This is a genomic window from Streptomyces roseifaciens (assembly GCF_001445655.1).
Taxonomy (GTDB): Bacteria; Actinomycetota; Actinomycetes; order Streptomycetales; family Streptomycetaceae; genus Streptomyces; species Streptomyces aureoversilis.
On the sequence record NZ_LNBE01000002.1, the window covers coordinates 652,872 to 669,359 of the forward strand.

14 protein-coding genes are annotated in these 16,488 nt (G+C 73.6%); 4 read left to right on the top strand and 10 right to left on the bottom strand.

The window, feature by feature from the left end; genetic code table 11:
- Positions 1-55: 55 nt before the first annotated feature.
- From AS857_RS04475 to AS857_RS04485, 3 genes are all read right to left on the bottom strand, one after another.
- The gene (locus AS857_RS04475) at positions 56-844 is read right to left on the bottom strand and encodes an aminotransferase class IV (protein ID WP_058041780.1); all 789 of its coding nucleotides are present in this window, start codon (positions 842-844) and stop codon (positions 56-58) included.
- A gap of 53 nt (positions 845-897) precedes the next feature.
- On the bottom strand, positions 898-3,237 hold the full coding sequence (locus AS857_RS04480) for an FUSC family protein (RefSeq protein WP_144440715.1): 2,340 nt from the start codon (positions 3,235-3,237) through the stop codon (positions 898-900).
- Positions 3,238-3,380: 143 nt separating this feature from the next.
- Positions 3,381-3,941 (bottom strand): hypothetical protein, encoded by a 561-nt coding sequence (locus AS857_RS04485; RefSeq protein ID WP_338058243.1) that lies wholly within the window; start codon positions 3,939-3,941, stop codon positions 3,381-3,383.
- Positions 3,942-3,974: 33 nt separating this feature from the next.
- Here AS857_RS04485 and AS857_RS04490 point away from each other — a divergent pair, with 33 nt between their 5' ends.
- From AS857_RS04490 to AS857_RS04505, 4 genes are all read left to right on the top strand, one after another.
- Positions 3,975-4,697, top strand: coding sequence for a response regulator transcription factor (locus AS857_RS04490; protein ID WP_063278413.1), 723 nt, complete (start codon positions 3,975-3,977; stop codon positions 4,695-4,697).
- Positions 4,694-6,118 (top strand): sensor histidine kinase, encoded by a 1,425-nt coding sequence (locus tag AS857_RS04495; protein ID WP_058041782.1) that lies wholly within the window; start codon positions 4,694-4,696, stop codon positions 6,116-6,118. The genes AS857_RS04490 and AS857_RS04495 overlap by 4 nt, the downstream gene beginning before the upstream one ends.
- 181 nt (positions 6,119-6,299) lie before the next feature.
- A complete protein-coding gene (locus AS857_RS04500) occupies positions 6,300-7,778 on the top strand; it encodes a glycoside hydrolase family 18 protein (RefSeq protein ID WP_058041783.1) in 1,479 nt (492 codons plus the stop codon).
- 135 nt (positions 7,779-7,913) lie between these two features.
- Positions 7,914-8,975: a lytic polysaccharide monooxygenase gene (locus AS857_RS04505; protein WP_058041784.1), complete on the top strand. Its 1,062-nt coding sequence runs from the start codon at positions 7,914-7,916 to the stop codon at positions 8,973-8,975.
- Between the two features lie 14 nt (positions 8,976-8,989).
- Here the strand turns inward: AS857_RS04505 and AS857_RS04510 are convergent, their stop codons facing one another.
- From AS857_RS04510 to AS857_RS04540, 7 genes are all read right to left on the bottom strand, one after another.
- Positions 8,990-9,559 (bottom strand): universal stress protein, encoded by a 570-nt coding sequence (locus AS857_RS04510; protein ID WP_058041785.1) that lies wholly within the window; start codon positions 9,557-9,559, stop codon positions 8,990-8,992.
- 198 nt (positions 9,560-9,757) lie between these two features.
- A complete protein-coding gene (locus tag AS857_RS04515; RefSeq protein ID WP_173864728.1) occupies positions 9,758-10,771 on the bottom strand; it encodes an SDR family NAD(P)-dependent oxidoreductase in 1,014 nt (337 codons plus the stop codon).
- Between the two features lie 17 nt (positions 10,772-10,788).
- Positions 10,789-11,985, bottom strand: coding sequence for a UDP-N-acetylglucosamine--N-acetylmuramyl-(pentapeptide) pyrophosphoryl-undecaprenol N-acetylglucosamine transferase (locus AS857_RS04520; protein WP_058041786.1), 1,197 nt, complete (start codon positions 11,983-11,985; stop codon positions 10,789-10,791).
- 57 nt (positions 11,986-12,042) lie between these two features.
- Positions 12,043-12,591 (bottom strand): GNAT family N-acetyltransferase, encoded by a 549-nt coding sequence (locus tag AS857_RS04525; RefSeq protein ID WP_058041787.1) that lies wholly within the window; start codon positions 12,589-12,591, stop codon positions 12,043-12,045.
- 72 nt (positions 12,592-12,663) lie between these two features.
- The gene (locus AS857_RS04530; protein WP_058041788.1) at positions 12,664-13,746 is read right to left on the bottom strand and encodes a polyprenyl synthetase family protein; all 1,083 of its coding nucleotides are present in this window, start codon (positions 13,744-13,746) and stop codon (positions 12,664-12,666) included.
- Between the two features lie 45 nt (positions 13,747-13,791).
- Positions 13,792-14,781: an aldo/keto reductase gene (locus AS857_RS04535; protein WP_058042099.1), complete on the bottom strand. Its 990-nt coding sequence runs from the start codon at positions 14,779-14,781 to the stop codon at positions 13,792-13,794.
- A gap of 83 nt (positions 14,782-14,864) precedes the next feature.
- Complete coding sequence (locus AS857_RS04540; RefSeq protein ID WP_063804155.1) at positions 14,865-16,331, bottom strand: sugar porter family MFS transporter; 1,467 nt, start codon at positions 16,329-16,331, stop codon at positions 14,865-14,867.
- Positions 16,332-16,488: the final 157 nt, after the last annotated feature.

Consider the following 16,488-nt stretch of genomic DNA (forward strand, 5'->3'; position numbering starts at 1 on the left):
GGTCAAGATCCAATCGGCGTGACGAGCGTCAGCCCCTAGGGTCGGCCCGCCGGGGTCAGATCACATCCCACGGCGCGGCGTCGTACAGCCGCTTCAGCATGCGTACGGGCTCCGCGTCCAGGGGGAACGGCACGTCGTCGATGAGCGGCACGGGAGAGACGCCGAGGGAGTTGCAGACGAACGCCGCGTCGAAGCGCGCCACCTCGTCCAGCCGCACCGCCTGCCGCCGCCACGGCAGGCCCGCCCGGTCCAGCTCCCGCTGCAGCACCAGCATGGTGATGCCGTCCAGGGCGGGGGCCGAGGGCCAGACCACCGTGTCGCCGTCGAGGAAGCCCACGTTGGTGATGGCGCCCTCGGTCACCGTGCCGTCGGGCTCCACCAGCAGCGCCTCGTCGAAGCCCGCCGCCTTCACCTGCCGCAGGTGGTGGACCTGCCCGAAGACCCCCACGTGCTTGAGGTGGGCGCTGGGCCGGGCGTACGGGACGCTGCGCACCCGCTGCGGGCCCGGTTCCGGCACGGCGGGCCGCAGGATGACCGCGGTCACCGTCCTGTCGCCCGGCTCCGGCGCGTACACGTAGACCCGCGCCGATGCGTCGCGCACTCCCGCCTCGGCCAGGGCGTGCCGGATCCGGTCCCGCACCAGCTCGCCGTCCAGCCCCTCGCCGAACAGCTCCTTGGTGGCCGTGTCCAGCCGGGTGAGGTGGAAGTCCAGCCCGCGCACCCGGCCGTCCCGGACCTGCATGGCGGTCATGTGCCCGTAGCCGCCCATCAGCGCGAGGAACAGCGGGTCGGCATCGAGGGCACGGCCGTCGACCTGGACGTACGGGGTGGAAAGATCGTTCATGCTCACCACCGTACGTCGCGGGGGAGGGGGACGGGCGGCAGCCGGCGTCGCGCTCAGCGAGCGGCCTCGGCCCTGCGGACGACCCGGGCCGCGTCGTGCGCCACCCCGGTGAGCCACGCCTCGGTGTCGGCGATCAGCAGGACCGTGCCGGGATCCGTTTCTGGGCCTGTGTCTGGGCCTGTGCCTGTGTCCGTATCCGCGTCCGCATCCGGCATCTGTGCCCGCACCTGCGCCTGCGCCTGCGCCTGCGCCTGCGCAACCGCACAGCGCAACGGCGCCGATTCCGCCGCCGGATACGGTCCGGAGAGCTGCGGCACGTCCGCCCCCGCCGAGCGGACGACCTCGGTGGCCCGCAGGCAGTCGTCCGCCACGCGGTCGGCCAGGGCCACGAGCAGGGCGGTCGCGTCCGCGGGCAGTTCCCTGCCGTCACCGTCCCGGCGGGCGGCGAGCAGCAGTTCGCCGCCGCTGACGGTGTGGTGGCCGGGCTGCATGGCCGTCTCCCAAGGAGGAGTCGCCCGGTCCCGGCCGGTGTGCTCCGTCCGGTACTGGGTGTGGGCCGCCTGGGCGAGGAGCATCGCGGCGTGGGCCGGGCGCAGGGGATCCGTGGAGCAGGCGTGGGCACCGGCGCGGTCGCGGCCGTAGCCGTGGTCACGGCCGTGGTCATGGCCTAGGGCCCGGCCGGGGCCGTGGCACAGCCCGAGGGTCACCGCCTTGCATGCCTCCGCGCCCCGGACCATGAAGTTCACGACGGAGCGCCGCAGTTCGCCGCCCGCTCCCTTGGGCCACGCGAGCAGGCTCGCCGCGGCACCCAGGGACCCTCCGATCACCACGTCGAGGAGCCGCACCGCGGGCAGATGCCGGTCCGGGGGCAGGATCTGGGCGAAGAGCAGGATGAGGACGAGGGTCAGCGCGGCCTGTGTCCAGGCGGTGCCCAGTACAGGGCCCACGCCGAATCCCACCAGGAACACGACGGGCGCCGCGGCGATGTAGAAGGCCGGGGTGTCGCCCACCACGACGAGCATCAGCGTCGCGAGCGCCGCGCCGACGGCCACACCGAGGAACGCGGGCGGCAGGGCGCCCCGGGTGTCCGCGGCCGAGGTGCGCATCAGGCTGAGGATCGTCAGCAGCACCCAGAAGCCGTGCGGCAGATCCAGGGCACCCACGATCAGCCGTGCGCCCGCCAGCGCGATGGCGAGGCGCAGGGCGTTCTGCAGGAGGACCGAGCGCGGGGTCAGGTGCAGCCGCAGCCGTCGCCACCACCGGGCGGGAGGGCGCAGCGCGGCGTACGGGAACGGGCCGCCCGGCCGCTGCCACCGGGCGTCGAGCGGCGCCCCGAAGGCGATCCGGGCGCCCTCGCCTGCCAGCAACGCGCCCGTGGCGGCCGCCTGGACGACCGAGTCCTGCCGCAGCCGCAGGGCCGTGACGCCCGCGAGGCGCCGGGCCCGGCCCGTGCGGAAGGAGGACAAGGCCGTGGCCAACGCATCGTCGCGCGGCCCGGGGGAGCCGGAGCGCAGCACCCGCCCGGTGCCCCGCAAGGCCGCCGCGGTGCGGTCCAGCAGGTGCGCGGCGGCGGGGTCCGGTCCCCTGGCACCGGCGAGCAGCCGGTCCAGCTGAGCCCGTACGTGCCGCACGGCCGCACGGACGTCGTAACAGGCGCGGTCCCGCAGCGACGCGGACGTGGGGCGCTCCGCAGGCGCCACCCGGGACAGCAGCGTCGCCTGCAACGCCAGGTAGGCCGCTTCCTGGTCCCGCTGCGCGGCCGAGCGGTCCGCGGCCCCGTCGTCACCCGCACCGGAACCGGAACCGGAACGGGCCATGAGGCGCCCGGTGGAGGCGCAGTAGCCGGCCACGGCGTCCACGGCGTCGGCGAGGAGGACCCGGTACGGGACCGGCTGCTCGTCGCGCCACAGGAGCCGGTCGACGAGGGCGGTCAGCAGGATCCCCACCGTGAGCCCGCCGAGCCGCTCGCCCAGCGACCCGGGGTCGTACGGCGGGAAGCACGGGAGCAGGTAGTACAGCTGGAAGGCGGAGGCCAGCCCGCCCAGGCGCGGCCCGCCGACCCCCAGGTACGAGGCCGTGAAGCCCACCACGAACATGCCGCAGGCGGCGCTCCACGAGTGCGCCGCGAGCAGCGTGCCGGCGGTGACCAGGACCCAGCCGGCGGGCAGCACCGCGAGGAACGTCCGAGTCCGCTGCTCCGCGGGCCCCGGGACCTGGGAGAACAACGTCAGCGGCAGCGCGCCGAACAGGGCGTAGAGGGCCATGCCGGGCGCGCCGAAGCCGTAGCGCAGGGTGTAGAAGCCGGTGAGCCCGGCGACGGCGGCCCAGGTCGCACGCCGGAGGTGCTCCGGCCCCTGCTCCTGCCGCAGCAGCCACCGGAGCGGGCCGGTCACCTCCACGACGGCTCCCGGCCGGCGGGGGGACGCGTCACGCTTGTCACCCTAGGCGAACCGCGCACCTTCGCAACCGGGACCGACCCTTCGCGACGGCGTTCCGCCTCCCTTTCGTGACGGCGTTCCGCCTCGGTTCTCCACCGTCAGTTCTCCACGGTCTGGACCCGCGGCGGATGGCCGTTCCACGTGACGAACACCGACGTCGTCTTCGTGCCGGCCATGAAGTCCACCCGGATCCAGGCGCTCTGCTTCCACACCCGCATCTGCCACCCCTCCTCCGGCGTCGCCGAGACGAGCGTGGCGGAGCTCTCGCCGAGGTCGAAGACCGCCCGGCCGCCCCGGACCGGATAGCTCTTCACTTCGCCCGCGCCCGGCTGGGCTTGGGCCTCGGGGCTCTGCGCCGACCCGGACGCGGCTCCGGACCCGGGCGCAGACGTGTCCGGGGCCGGGGGCGCGAGTTGCTTCCCGGAGGGGGACGCGGTGCCCGGTGGTGAGGGGGAGGGCAGCGGGCCCGGTGTACGGGTCGAGGAGGCCGGTTCGCCTATGGCCGGTGCCGCTGTGCCGGAGATCGGCAGCGCGCGCGGCGGCTCGTAGGCCGTGCCCGCCAGCACGGTGCGCACCCCGTACCAGGACACCGCCATGGCGGCCGCGGTCGCCAGCATCCACGCCAGGGCCTGCATGATTCCTCGTCTCACCTGGCTCATAGTGCCTCACCCGTATGGCGTACGGTGCGGGCCATGGCAAGACTGCTCGTGGTCGAGGACGACCCGTTCGTGCGTTCCGCCCTCATCCGGCAGCTCACCGAGGCTTCGCACACCGTGCGCAGTGTCGGGACCGCTCTCGAGGCGTTGCGCGAGGTGGCGCAGGTCGGCTTCGACCTGGTCATCCTCGACCTGGGGCTGCCGGATCTCGACGGGGCGCAGGCGCTCAAGATGCTGCGCGGCATTACCGACGTACCGGTCATCGTGGCCACCGCCCGGGACGACGAGGCCGAGATCATCCGGCTGCTCACCGACGGCGCCGACGACTACCTGGTCAAGCCGTTCTCCGTGGCGCACCTGACCGCACGCATGGCCGCCGTGCTGCGCCGTTCGGGCCGGGGCGGGCCGGCGGGCGAGCCCGCGCCGTCCGCCGCGCTTCAGGTCGGCGGCCTGTCGGTCGACCCCTTGCGCCGGCTGGCGGAACTGGACGGCGCCCCACTGGACCTGACGCGCCGTGAATTCGACCTGCTCGCCTACCTGGCCGGCCGCCCGGGCGTCGTCGTCCCGCGCAAGGAGCTCCTCGCCGAGGTCTGGCAGCAGTCCTACGGGGACGACCAGACCATCGACGTGCACCTCTCTTGGTTGCGCCGCAAGCTCGGCGAGACCGCCGCCAGCCCGCGCTACCTGCACACCGTCCGCGGGGTCGGGGTGAAGCTGGAGCCCCCGGCGGCGGGGACGGCGCTCCCGGAGCAGCCGTGAGATGGGCGCTCGTCAGGGTTTCGCTGGCCGTCACGGTGATGGTCGTGCTGGCCTTCGCCGTGCCGCTCGGCCTGGTGGTCAAGGAACTGGCCCGGGACCGGGCCTTCGCCGATGCCGAACGGCAGGCCGCCCAGATCCGGCCCGCGCTCGCCATCACCACCGACCGCGACCAGCTGGAACGGGCGGTCGCCAGCTCACAGGCCGGCGGGGACGGACGGATGGCCGTCCACGTACCCGGTAACGACGACAAGCAGAACGGCGACAAGCAGAACGACGACACACAGCAAGGCGCGGGCGCCGAAGGGCACAAGGCGTACGACATCGGCCCGCGCCGGGCCGACCCGCGGGACGTGGAGACCGCCCGCCGCGGCCGCTCCGCCGTCACCTCCGTGCCCGGTGGCTACGCCCTGCTGCAGCCGACGGCCCTGAGCACCGGCGAGTTCGCGGTGGTCGAGGTGTACGTGCCGCATCGCGCCGTCGGCAACGGAGTCACCACCTCCTGGGCGATCCTCGCCGGCGTGGGCCTCGGCCTGATCGCCGGTTCCCTCGTCACCGCGGACCGCCTCGGCCTGCGCCTGGTACGCCCGGCGGAGCGGCTCGCGAAGGCGGCCGCCGAGCTGGGGGAGGGCAAGCTGGGCGTCCGGGTACGCGAGGACGGGCCGGCGGAACTGCGGGCCGCGGCCGTCGCGTTCAACTCCATGGCCGACAAGATCGTGCAGCTGCTCTCCAACGAACGCGAGCTCGCCGCCGACCTCTCCCACCGCCTGCGCACCCCGCTCACCGTCCTGCGCCTGAACGCCGCGTCGCTCGGCGAGGGCCCGGCCGCCGAGCAGACCCGCGCCGCCGTGGCCCAGCTGGAGCGCGAGGTCGATCAGCTGATCCGTGCGGCCCGCGAGCAGGGCGAGCAGAAGGAACGGCCCACGCTCGGCTGCGACGCCAGCGAAGTGATCCGCGACCGGATGGACTTCTGGTCCGCGCTCGCCGAGGACGAGGGCCGCACGGTCCGGCTCTCGGGTGTCGACGCGACCGTACGCGTCCCCGTCGCCCGCCCCGAACTCGCCGCCGCACTGGACGCGATGCTCGGCAACGTCTTCCGGCACACACCCGAGGGCACTGCCTTCGCGGTCGACGTGCACCACAGCGACGACGCCGTCATCGTCCTCGTCTCCGACGCGGGCCCGGGCATCGCCGACCCGGACGCCGCACTGCGCCGCGGCCACGGCGCCGGCGGCCCCGGTTCCACCGGCCTCGGCCTGGACATCGTGCGCCGCGTCGCGGAGTCGACGGGCGGCGACGTACGGATCGGGCGGTCGGTGCTGGGCGGCACGGAGGTGCGGGTGTGGCTCTCGCCGGACGGCGGCGGATCCAAGGGCCGTGAGCGCCGCCGCCGGCGGGTACGGCGCGGCCGGTCGCGCCGTTGACCCCGACGCCGCACCCGTGGCCGGCACCCCTCATTAACCCCCGCCGATGCGTTCCTTAACGCAGCCATAAGGAGCGGGCCCGGGAAGCCGATTCGACGATTTGCCTGTTTTGGTCTCGCTAGCGTGCCGCACGTACCCACCCCCCAACCCCACCCCCCAACCCAGAACAGGCAGGCACGCGATGGGTTCCTCCGCACACCGCCGACGAGTGAGCCGCAAGGCGAAGCTCGCCGGCGCAGGCCTCGCCGCGGCGATCGCGACGGGCGCCGCGTTCACCCTCACCGGCACGGCGCAGGCCGCCTCGGTCGGCGCGGCCTTCTCCCGGACCGGCGCCTGGTCGGACGGCTACACCGGGCAGTACGTCCTCACCAACGACACGGGCAAGGACCTGTCGGGCTGGAAGCTCACCTTCGACCTCCCGGCCGGCGCGAAGATCACCTCGCTGTGGAACGGCAAGCACACCGTCAGCGGCCGCAGCGTCACCGTCGAGCCGGAGAGCTGGAACGCGACGATCGCCCCCGGCAAGTCTGTGACCGTCGGCTTCGTCGCCGCCGGCAGCGGGGTCGGCGCCGGCGCGGCCGACGCCCCGGCCAACTGCCGGATCAACGGCACGAAGTGTTCCGTGGACAAGGACCCCGGCCCGCAGCCCTCGGGGTCCACGGGGGCCACGGGTTCCACCAAGCCCACCGATCCCACCACCCCCACGTCCGCCCCGCCCCAGCCGCAACCGCAGCCGACCGTGACCTCCCCGGCCCCCGGCGGCGCGAACGCGGCCTTCGCCCCGTACGTCGACACCTCCCTCCACCCCACCTACGACCTCCTGGACACCGCCAAGAAGACCGGCGTCAAGAACTTCAACCTCGCCTTCGTCACCTCCGGGGGCGGCTGCACGCCCAAGTGGGGCGGTGTCACCGGCATCGGGAGCGACCCCGTGGCGCAGCAGATCGGGAAGCTGCGCGCGGCGGGCGGCGACGTACGGGTCTCCTTCGGCGGCGCCGCCGGTTCCGAACTGGGGCTCGTCTGCTCCTCCGCGGACGAACTCGCCGCCGCGTACGGCAAGGTCGTCGACGCCTACAAGCTCACCAAGGTGGACTTCGACATCGAGGGCGCGGCCCTGCCCAACGCCGCCGCCAACACCCGGCGCGCCCAGGCGATCGCCTCGCTCCAGAAGAAGCACCCCGGCCTCGACGTCTCCTTCACCCTCCCGGTCATGCCCACCGGGCTCACCCAGGAGGGCGTCGACCTGGTCGGGAACGCGAAGAAGAGCGGCGTCTCCGTCTCCGCGGTCAACATCATGGCGATGGACTACGGGTCGTCCTTCAACGGCGACATGGGGCAGTACGCGATCGACGCCGCCACCGCGACGCAGGCGCAGGTCAAGGGCGTGCTGGGGCTGAGCGACAAGGCCGCGTGGAAGGCCGTGGCGGTCACCCCGATGATCGGTGTCAACGACGTGGCCGCCGAGGTCTTCAAGGTCGACGACGCGGCGCAGCTGGCCGCGTTCGGCCGGTCCAAGGGGATCGGCTGGCTGTCGATGTGGTCCGCCGCGCGCGACAAGCAGTGCCCGGGCGGTGCGCAGAACTCCGCATCCGCGACCTGCAGCTCGATCGTCCAGGACGAACTCGCCTTCACCAAGGCGTTCGCGGCCCGCAAGGGCTGACGCGCTTCCCGTTCCCCGTCCCCCAACCCCCCACGTAGAAGCCCCCCACATCCCCCCACACCGCCCCGCACGTCCGGCACCCCCCACCTCACGGCCGGCGTGCGGGGCCACCCCCTCACCCACAAGGAGACCCTCATGCGCACGCGTCACAAGGCCGTACGGATGACTCTGCTCGGCGCCGCCCCTCTCGCGCTCACCGCGCTGACCGCCGTACCGGCCGAGGCACACGGCTCCATGACGGACCCGGTCAGCCGGGTGTCCGCCTGTTTCGCCGAGGGGCCGGAGCACCCTCGTTCGGCCGCCTGCAAGGCGATGGTCGCAGCGGGCGGCACCCAGCCCCTCTACGACTGGAACGAGGTCAACATCGGCGATGCCGCCGGGCGCCACCGCCAGATCATCCCGGACGGCAAGCTGTGCAGCGCGGGCCGCGCCAAGTACAAGGGGCTGGACCTGCCGCGCGCCGACTGGCCCGGCTCGAAGCTGGCGCCCGGCAAGCACACCTTCCGGTACCGGGCGACCGCACCGCACCGCGGCACGTTCGAGCTGTACCTCACGAAGGACGGCTACGACCCGAAGAAGCCGCTGAAGTGGTCCGACCTGGAGGCCAAGCCGTTCGCCAAGGTCACCAACCCCACGCTGAAGGACGGGAGCTACGTCTTCGACGGCACCGTCCCGAAGCGGTCCGGCCGCCACCTCGTGTACAGCGTCTGGCAGCGCTCCGACAGCCCTGAGGCCTTCTACACCTGCTCGGACGTGGACTTCGGCGGGAAGGGGAAGGCGGCGACGGCGGCGCAGGCCGCAGCCCCGGCCGCGTCCGCTCCCAGCGACCGGCAGATAACAGAGGAGGCCGCGAAATCGACCGTCGACCACGGCGGGCACGGCGGTGACGGCCCCGGCGACAGCGGCCACGGCGCGGGAGGTAACGGCGGGAACGGGCATGCGGAGAAGAGCCACGGTGAGAACGGCCGGGCCGGTTCCGACGGAAAGGCCGGCGCCGGAGACGTCGGTGCCGGAAACGAGCCCCGGTCCGCGGTGAAGGCGGCCAACGCCCCGGCCGCCCAGGGCGGGCGTCTAGCGGAGACCGGTGGTGACGACCGTACGGCCATGCTGGCCGTCGCGGGCGCCGGCGTCCTGGCAGTCGGTTCCGCCACCTTGTTCCTGGCCGTGCGGCGCCGCTCCGCCCGCAACCACGCCTGAGGCCCGGGCCCTGGTCAGCCGTTGCGGCCGGGGCCGGTAGGCCGGTGCCATGTGTCCGTCGGGCCGACCGGCACCACGACGGGAGGGTGGCGCCGCGGCGGCCGTACCGCCCCGCGGGCGTCCTTCACGTCCGCCTCGTCGGGGTGGACGACCATGACGGGGCCGCGGGCGTGCCGGAGGCAGTGGCGGCTGACCGAGCCGTGGAGGAACCGGTGCCACAGCCCGTGGCTGCCGGCGCCCAGCACCAGCATGTCCGTGTCGTGCCGGGCGCTGGCCACCAGGGCCGGTCCCGGCTCCGCGCGGACGATCCGCGGGGCCACCCTCAGGCGGAACGGTGCGGCGCCGAGCGCCCTCTCGCACGTCTTGGTCAGGGCCCTGCGGGCCTGGGCCTCCCAGTGCGCGCGGACGTCGGCCGGGGCGGGCTGCAGGGCGTCCGCCGCCTCCCCGCCCGGCGGCGACCAGGCCAGCACGGGACACAGGGCCGCGCCGTGGCGGGCCGCCTCCTGCGCGCCCTGCCTGAGCGCGGCGACACTGCCCGCCGAACCGTCCACGCCTACGACGACGCGCTCCACCGTTCGCGACATACCGTCCGCCTCCTCGGGATTCGTCTGTCCGCTGTACGGCAACGTGATCCACGTTACGAAGCGCCCGCCCGATGCGTATCGGCCTAATGGGTGGCAAATCGGGTGATACCCCCTCCGGTCGGAGGGGGTGTGCGAGGCCTCGCCACCCTCCTCACGGATGGTGACGGGCCCGCCACTGCTCGGACCCGACCGGACCGATCAGACCTGATAGCGGTCCGGGGCGAAGAGGTGCAGGTTGTCCCGGACCCAGTCCGAGGTGCGGGCCAGGCCCTCCTCCAGCCCCACCCGGGGCTGCCATCCGGCCCACTCCCGGGCCCGGGTGTTGTCCGACAGCAGCCGCTCCACCTCACTGCCGGCGGGCCGCAGCCGCGACGGGTCCACCACGACCTTCGCGTCCCGGCCGGAAGCCCGGACCAGTGACTCGGCGAGGTCGCCGATGGAGATCTCCCGCCCGGTGCCGAGGTTGACGGCGTGCCCCACGGCCCGGTCGCAGTCCGCGAGCGCCAGGAAGCCCTCGGCGGTGTCGGTGACGTAGGTGAAGTCGCGCGTCGGCGACGTGGACCCCAGCCGGATCTCCTCGGCCCCCGAGTGCAGCTGCGCGAGGATCGTGGGGATCACCGCCCGCGCCGACTGCCGCGGTCCGTAGGTGTTGAAGGGCCGCACGACCGTCACCGGCAGCTCGAAGGAGTGCGCGTAGGACAGGGCCAGCATGTCCGCGCCGATCTTCGAGGCGGAGTACGGCGACTGCGGCTGCAGCGGGTGCTCCTCGCTGATCGGCGCGGTCAGGGCGGTGCCGTAGACCTCGCTGGTCGACGTGTGCACCATGCGTCGCACACCGTGGCGGCGGCAGGCCGCGGCCACGTTCTCCGTACCGGCCACATTGGTCTGCACGTACGCTTCCGGCGACGCGTAGCTGTACGGAATGCCGATCAGGGCCGCCAGGTGGAAGACGGTGTCGCACCCCGCCACCGCGTCCATCACACGCCCGGCGTCGCGGACGTCCCCGGCGAGCGTCTCCACCGGCGAACCGGGCCCGAGGTAACGGGCGAGGTGGCCGCGCTCGGCGTACGGCTTGTAGTGCACGAGCACCCGGACGCGCGCCCCGCGCTCGACGAGCAGGTCGACGAGGGTCGACCCGATGAAGCCCTCGGCTCCGGTGACCAGCACGCTGCGTCCGGCCCAGTCGGTGGTGTCGTTCAGCTCAGTGGTCATTGCAGTGGTCATGCCGGTCATGCGTGGTTCCTCTCAACAGCCTGGAACGGAAAGGGATTCGCGGGGGCGCGGCCTGCCAGGCGCAGCGCCCACGCCGCCATGAGGTCGGCCGCGAGGGCGTGCGTGCCCGGGGTGGCCGCGGTACCCATTGCGGCGAGCCGGGCCGGGTCGGCGAACAGGGGCTCGATCAGGCCGGCGAGCCGGTCGCCGGTGGCTTCGCCGTCGGGGAGCAGGAGCCCCGCGCCGGCGTCCGAGAGCACCCGGGCGTTGTGGGTCTGGTGGTCGTGCGGCGCGTGCGGGTACGGGACCAGGACCGCGGGCACGCCCACGCTCGACAGCTCCGCCACCGTCGCCGATCCCGCCCGGCACACCATGACGTCGGCGGCCGCGTAGGCGAGGTCCATCCGGTCGAGGTAGCCCACCGCGGTGGCCACCCGGTCGCCGCCCTCGGCGGCGAGGCGGGCCCGTACCTGCTCCAGTGCGCCCGGCCCGGTCTTGATCACCAGGTGGACGTCCGGCCGCCCGCGCCACCGCGAGGCCAGCTGGAGCGCCGCCTCCGTCAGCCGTGCCGCGCCCAGGCTCCCGCCGTTGAAAAGCACCAGCCGCGTGCCCTCCGGCACCCCGAACCAGCGGCGGGCCTCCCCGCGCAGAGCCTTCCGCCCGCCCCGGTCGAGCCCTGCGACGTCGCTGACCAGCGGCATGCCGACCGTCTCCGCGCGCAGGGCCGTACGCGCCGGCAAGTGCTCGCGGGTGCGGTCGAAGGCGAGCGCGATGTGCGGGGTGAGGGTCGCAGCGAAACGGTTCGCCCTGCCCGGCACCGCATTCGACTCGTGCACCAGCACCGGCCGGCGCGCCATCCGCGCCCCCAGCACCGCGGGCGCGCTCGGATAGCCGCCCATGCCCACGACGACGTGCGCACCCTGCTCCTCGATCACGCGCTGCGCCTGTCTCCCCGAGCGCAACAGATCGGCGGGGAGCAGGTACCGGCGGGCCCCGAGCGAGGAATCGAAGGGGATCATGTCCACGGTGTGGAGCCGGTATCCCGCATCCGGTATCAGGCGGGTCTCCAGACCGCGTTCCGTACCGATGAAACTGATGACGGCGTGCGGCACTGCTCTGCGGAGCGCGTCGGCGACCGCCAGCCCGGGGTAAATGTGACCACCGGTCCCGCCTGCGCCGATGACCACCGAAAGGTTGTCGTCTGCTGTAGCCATGGCCGCAGCTTGGCGAAACGCTTTAAGAACCCACTAAGAAAAACCCTCGCCGGCAGGCTAGCGGCGGCGGGCCGACCACTCCTCCCGGGTCAGGACGTATTCGACGTCGCCGTGCTCGTCGCCCTCGACCGGGTAGGGCCAGTCCTCGACGTACGTGCGGGAATGCGAGAGCCCGCACTTCTCCATGACGTGGCGCGAGCCCGCGTTCACGAACATCGTGTTCGCGGTGATCCGGTCGTAGCCCAGCTCGCCGAATCCCTTGTCGATGAGGGCGAGGGCGCCTTCCGTCGCGTAGCCGCGGCCCCAGGCGGCCCTGCGGAGCCGGTAGCCGAGGTCGGCCGAGCCGGCGGGGGCGTTCTCGAGGGGGCGGAGGCAGTGCCAGCCGATGAATTCGCCGGTGTCCCGCAGGTGCGTCGCCCAGAAGCCGCCGCGCAGCATCCGCTCGAAGGACTCGGCGCGGATCTCGGCCCGTGTCATGGGGCGGCCGCCCGTGATGTACCGCATGACCTCGGGGTCGCCGTCGAGTCCGACGACGAGGTCCAGGTCGGCCTCGGTGTCGGCGAACGGGCGCAGGGCCAGGCGGGCGGTGGTGAGGAAGGTGGTCATGTGGGGATCTTCGTCAGGGCGTGCTGCGGGCGCCAGCCGATTTCCCGAGCGACGGGTTCCTCAAGGGGTTGCTCACCGGGCGCGCTGTACGTTCCACAGCGGCAGTCCCTCGAAGAAGGCCACCGCCTCCTCGCGCCAGTGCGCACGCCAGCCGGAGGCCTCCCCGGCGGCCTCCTCGGCGTGGCGGAGCATCGCGGCCCGGAGCGCGTCGTCCACGCCGTGTTCCCGGGCGATCCGGCGGATGCGGTCGATCGTCTCGGCCGTGCAGCCGGGGTCGCCGAGCGCGGACTCCAGCAGGCTGCGCTCCGCGGCCGTGGCGGCGGCCAGGACCGCGCGCACGGCGTAGCTGCGGCGGCCGGAGCGGATGTCGGAGCCCGGTGACTTCCCGATGACGTTCTCGTCGCCGAAGAAATCGAGGTAGTCGTCGCGCATCTGTCCGCTGATGCCGGCCGGTGTCGCGTAGCGGCGCAGCCGCTCGTCGTGCTCGGCCAGGTGCTCGCCGGCGGCCAGCAGCCCCAGGCGCAGCGGGGCGAGGATCGAGTACCGGGTGGTCTTGTACTCGCAGACGGTGTGCAGCAGGTCCTCGGACGGCAGGGGCTGGAAGTCGCGTTCCAGGTCGGCGATCTGGCCGGCAACGGTCTCCGCGCCCGCACGCAACTGCACCTCCAGCATGGCCTGCTTGCGCTCCGCGGGGGCGTCCGCCCCCAGCAGGACGTGCATGGACAGGAAGGACGCGAGGTCTCCTGCGAGCACGGCGAGCCCCAGTGCGGTGCCGTCGTCCCCGGGGAACTCCCGGCGGTAGGCGTAGTACGTGGACGGGCCGCCGCGGCGCACGGGCGAGTCGTCGATGATGTCGTCGTGGACCAGGCCGTGCGTCTGGAGCAGTTCGATGCTCAGCGCGGCCTCCTCCAGGCCGGGCACCTGCTCGTCGGTCACCAGCCGGGCCGCCTCGTACAGCAGGGCGACCCGCAGGCGCTTCCCGCCGCGCAGGGAGAGGTCCCGCAGGAGTTCCAGGCAGCGGGGGGTGAAGCGGCTGAGCGGCGGGGTGTCGAGGCTCTTCGCGAGGGAGTCGAAGTACGCCTCGAAGCGGGTGTCGAACCGGTGCCGGTAGCCGGCGACCCGCTGCTGGGCGGCGGCCGCGGTCGATTTGTCCATGGGACCACCATTTCAGCAGGTCAGGAGCTCGGGGATGCGCCTTCATCATCGCATCGGCCCGGCACCCGACCGACGGTGAAGGCCGGGTCCGTGAGCGTTGGCCGGTCCCCCGGGGAGCAGCCCGGCCGCGGCCAGGTCCCGCCACAGTTCCTCCGGCACCTCCGTGCCGGCCAGGCGGACATCCGTCGTGACCTCGGCCGCGCTGCGCATGCCGACGAGCACGGAGGCCACCGCGGGGTGCCGGGCCGGCCAGGCCAGTGCTGCTGCGGGCAGCGGTACGCCGTGGGTCTCGCATACGGCGGCGATGCGCTGCGCCCGCGCCACCGATCGTTCCGGCGCCCGCCGGTAGTCGTAATAGGCGCCCGGGCGCGGGTCGGCCAGGATGCCGCTGTTGAACACTCCGGCCGCGACGACGGCCACCCCGCGCCGCTCGCACAACGGGAACAGCTCGCGCTGTGCGCCGCCGTCGAGCAGGCTGCAGCGTCCCGCGCACAGCACCACGTCCGGGTCGGTCTCGGCGACGAACCGGGTGAGCATCGCGGCGTCGTTCATGGCGATCCCGATCGCCTTCACCACGCCCTCGTCGCGCAGCCGGGCCAGCGCCGGGAACGCCTCACCGGCCGCCTGCTCCCAGTGGTCGTCGGGATCGTGGACGTACAGCACGTCGACCCGGTCCACGCGGAGGCGGTGCAGGCTGCCCTCCAGGCTGCGCAGCACTCCGCCCCGGCTGTAGTCGCGCACCCGCGCCCGGTCCCGGCCGACGGCGAACTCCCCGCCGTCCCCGCCCTGCGGCACTCCGGCGTTCGGATCGGCGTCGGCGAGGACGCGGCCGACCTTGGTGGAGATGGTGAACGCGTCCCGCGGCACTCCGGCCAGGGCCGCACCGAGACGTTCCTCGGACAATCCGGCTCCGTAGTGCGGAGCGGTGTCGAAGTAGCGGACGCCGGCTTCCCAGGCCGCTCGGACGGCCCCTTCCGCCGTGGCCGCGCCGACCGGGCGGAACAGTCCGCCGAGCGCCGCGCCGCCGAAGCCCATCCGGGTGACCGGGAGACCGGACCGGCCGAGCGCGGCGTACCCGGCCGGGCCACCGGGCAGGGCGAGGGACACCGGAGAGGCGGTCACCGGGCACCCGCCCGGTCCTCGCATTCCCCGCACTCCCCACGGCCCCCGCGTTTCCCGTCCTCCCCACGGCCTCCGCCCGCCCCGCGCTGCCGCCAGTACCGTTCGATCTCCTCCAGCGACCGCCCCGCCGTCTCCGGAACCCACCGGGCGACGTACCACGCGGCCACTACGGACAGCACCGCGAAGACCGCGAACACCGAGCTGCCGACCGCCTCCAGCACGTCCGGGAAGACCAGGGAGAAGACGAAGTTGAGCAGGTACTGCGCAAAGGTCACCACGCCCATGCCGACCGCCCGGGCCCGCAGCGGCAGCACCTCGGGGCAGTACAGCCAGAACACGGGGCCGAGACCGAACCCGAAGGCCAGGGTGTAGACGAACACGCACGCCACGGCGAGCGGTCCGACGTCCGGGAAGACGGCCAGCACCACCATCGGCGGCGCCTGCGCGGCCAGCGAGACCGTCAGCATCCGCACCCTCCCCAGCCGCTCGACGAACGGCAGGGAGACGGCTGTGGACAGCACGAGCGCCGTGCCGACGCAGTAGTTCGCCACGGTGCCGGCACCGGCGCTCCCGCCGCCGGCGACGTGGGAGAAGATGACCGGCGCGTAGTACACCACCGCGTTGATCCCGGTGAAGACCTGAAAGAACGTCAGCACGAGGGTGATGCCCAGCGCCGGACGGTACCCGCCCAGCAGTTCGCGCAGGCCCGCGTGCCGGCCGGCCAGACCCGCGCGGATCTCGGCCACCTCCTCGTCCGCACTGCGGACGGTGGCGCGCAGGCGGCGCAGCACCCGGCGCGCCTCGGCCTCCCGGCCGCGCAGCATCAGCCAGCGGGGTCCGGGCGGGCTGACGAGCATCCCGGCCAGGAAGACGACGGCGGGGAGCGCCCCCAGCCCCAGCATCCACTCCCACGCGCCGGCCGCCGACAGCGCGTCGCCCACCGCGTAGGCGAGCAGGATGCCGACGTTGACCGAGAGCTGGTACAACGCCGTGATCCGGCCCCGCAGTCGTCCGGGGGCGAGCTCGCTCAGATAGATCAGCCCGAACATGTTGGCCAGGCCCACGGCGAAGCCGAGCACGAACCGGGAGACCATCAGCACCACGACGTCCTGCGCGACGCCGCAGCCCACCGAACCGGCCACGAAGACCGCACCGGCCAGGATCAGCAGGTGCCGCCGGTCCCAGCGCCGCGCCGCCAGCGCACCGCCGACGATCGCCGGCAGCGCGCCGAGCAGCATCAGGCCGGTCACGAGGCCCTGTTCGGTGGAGTCCAGGCCGAAGCGCTCGGTCAGGGGCTTCAGTGCGCCGGAGATCGCCCCGGCGTCGTAGCCGTACAGGATCCCGGAGAGACCGCCGAGCACGGCCACGAAGTGCACCAGCCGTGGGGCCTTCTCGCCCACCTGGCCGCCGGCCCGCCCATCGGCATGGTCGTCTGTACGGGACGCCGGCTGCGCCTCGGTCACGGGCCCTCCCAGGATCGGTGAACCGGGGTGGCGCGGCGCCGGCTTCTCCGGGGACCGCCCGTGATGACGGAGCCGCCTGGTGAGCGTGAGCAGCAGCCAGCATGACGACCGGGCCGTACGGCCGCAAGACCGGCCCCCGCGGCACCACCTGCCCCGC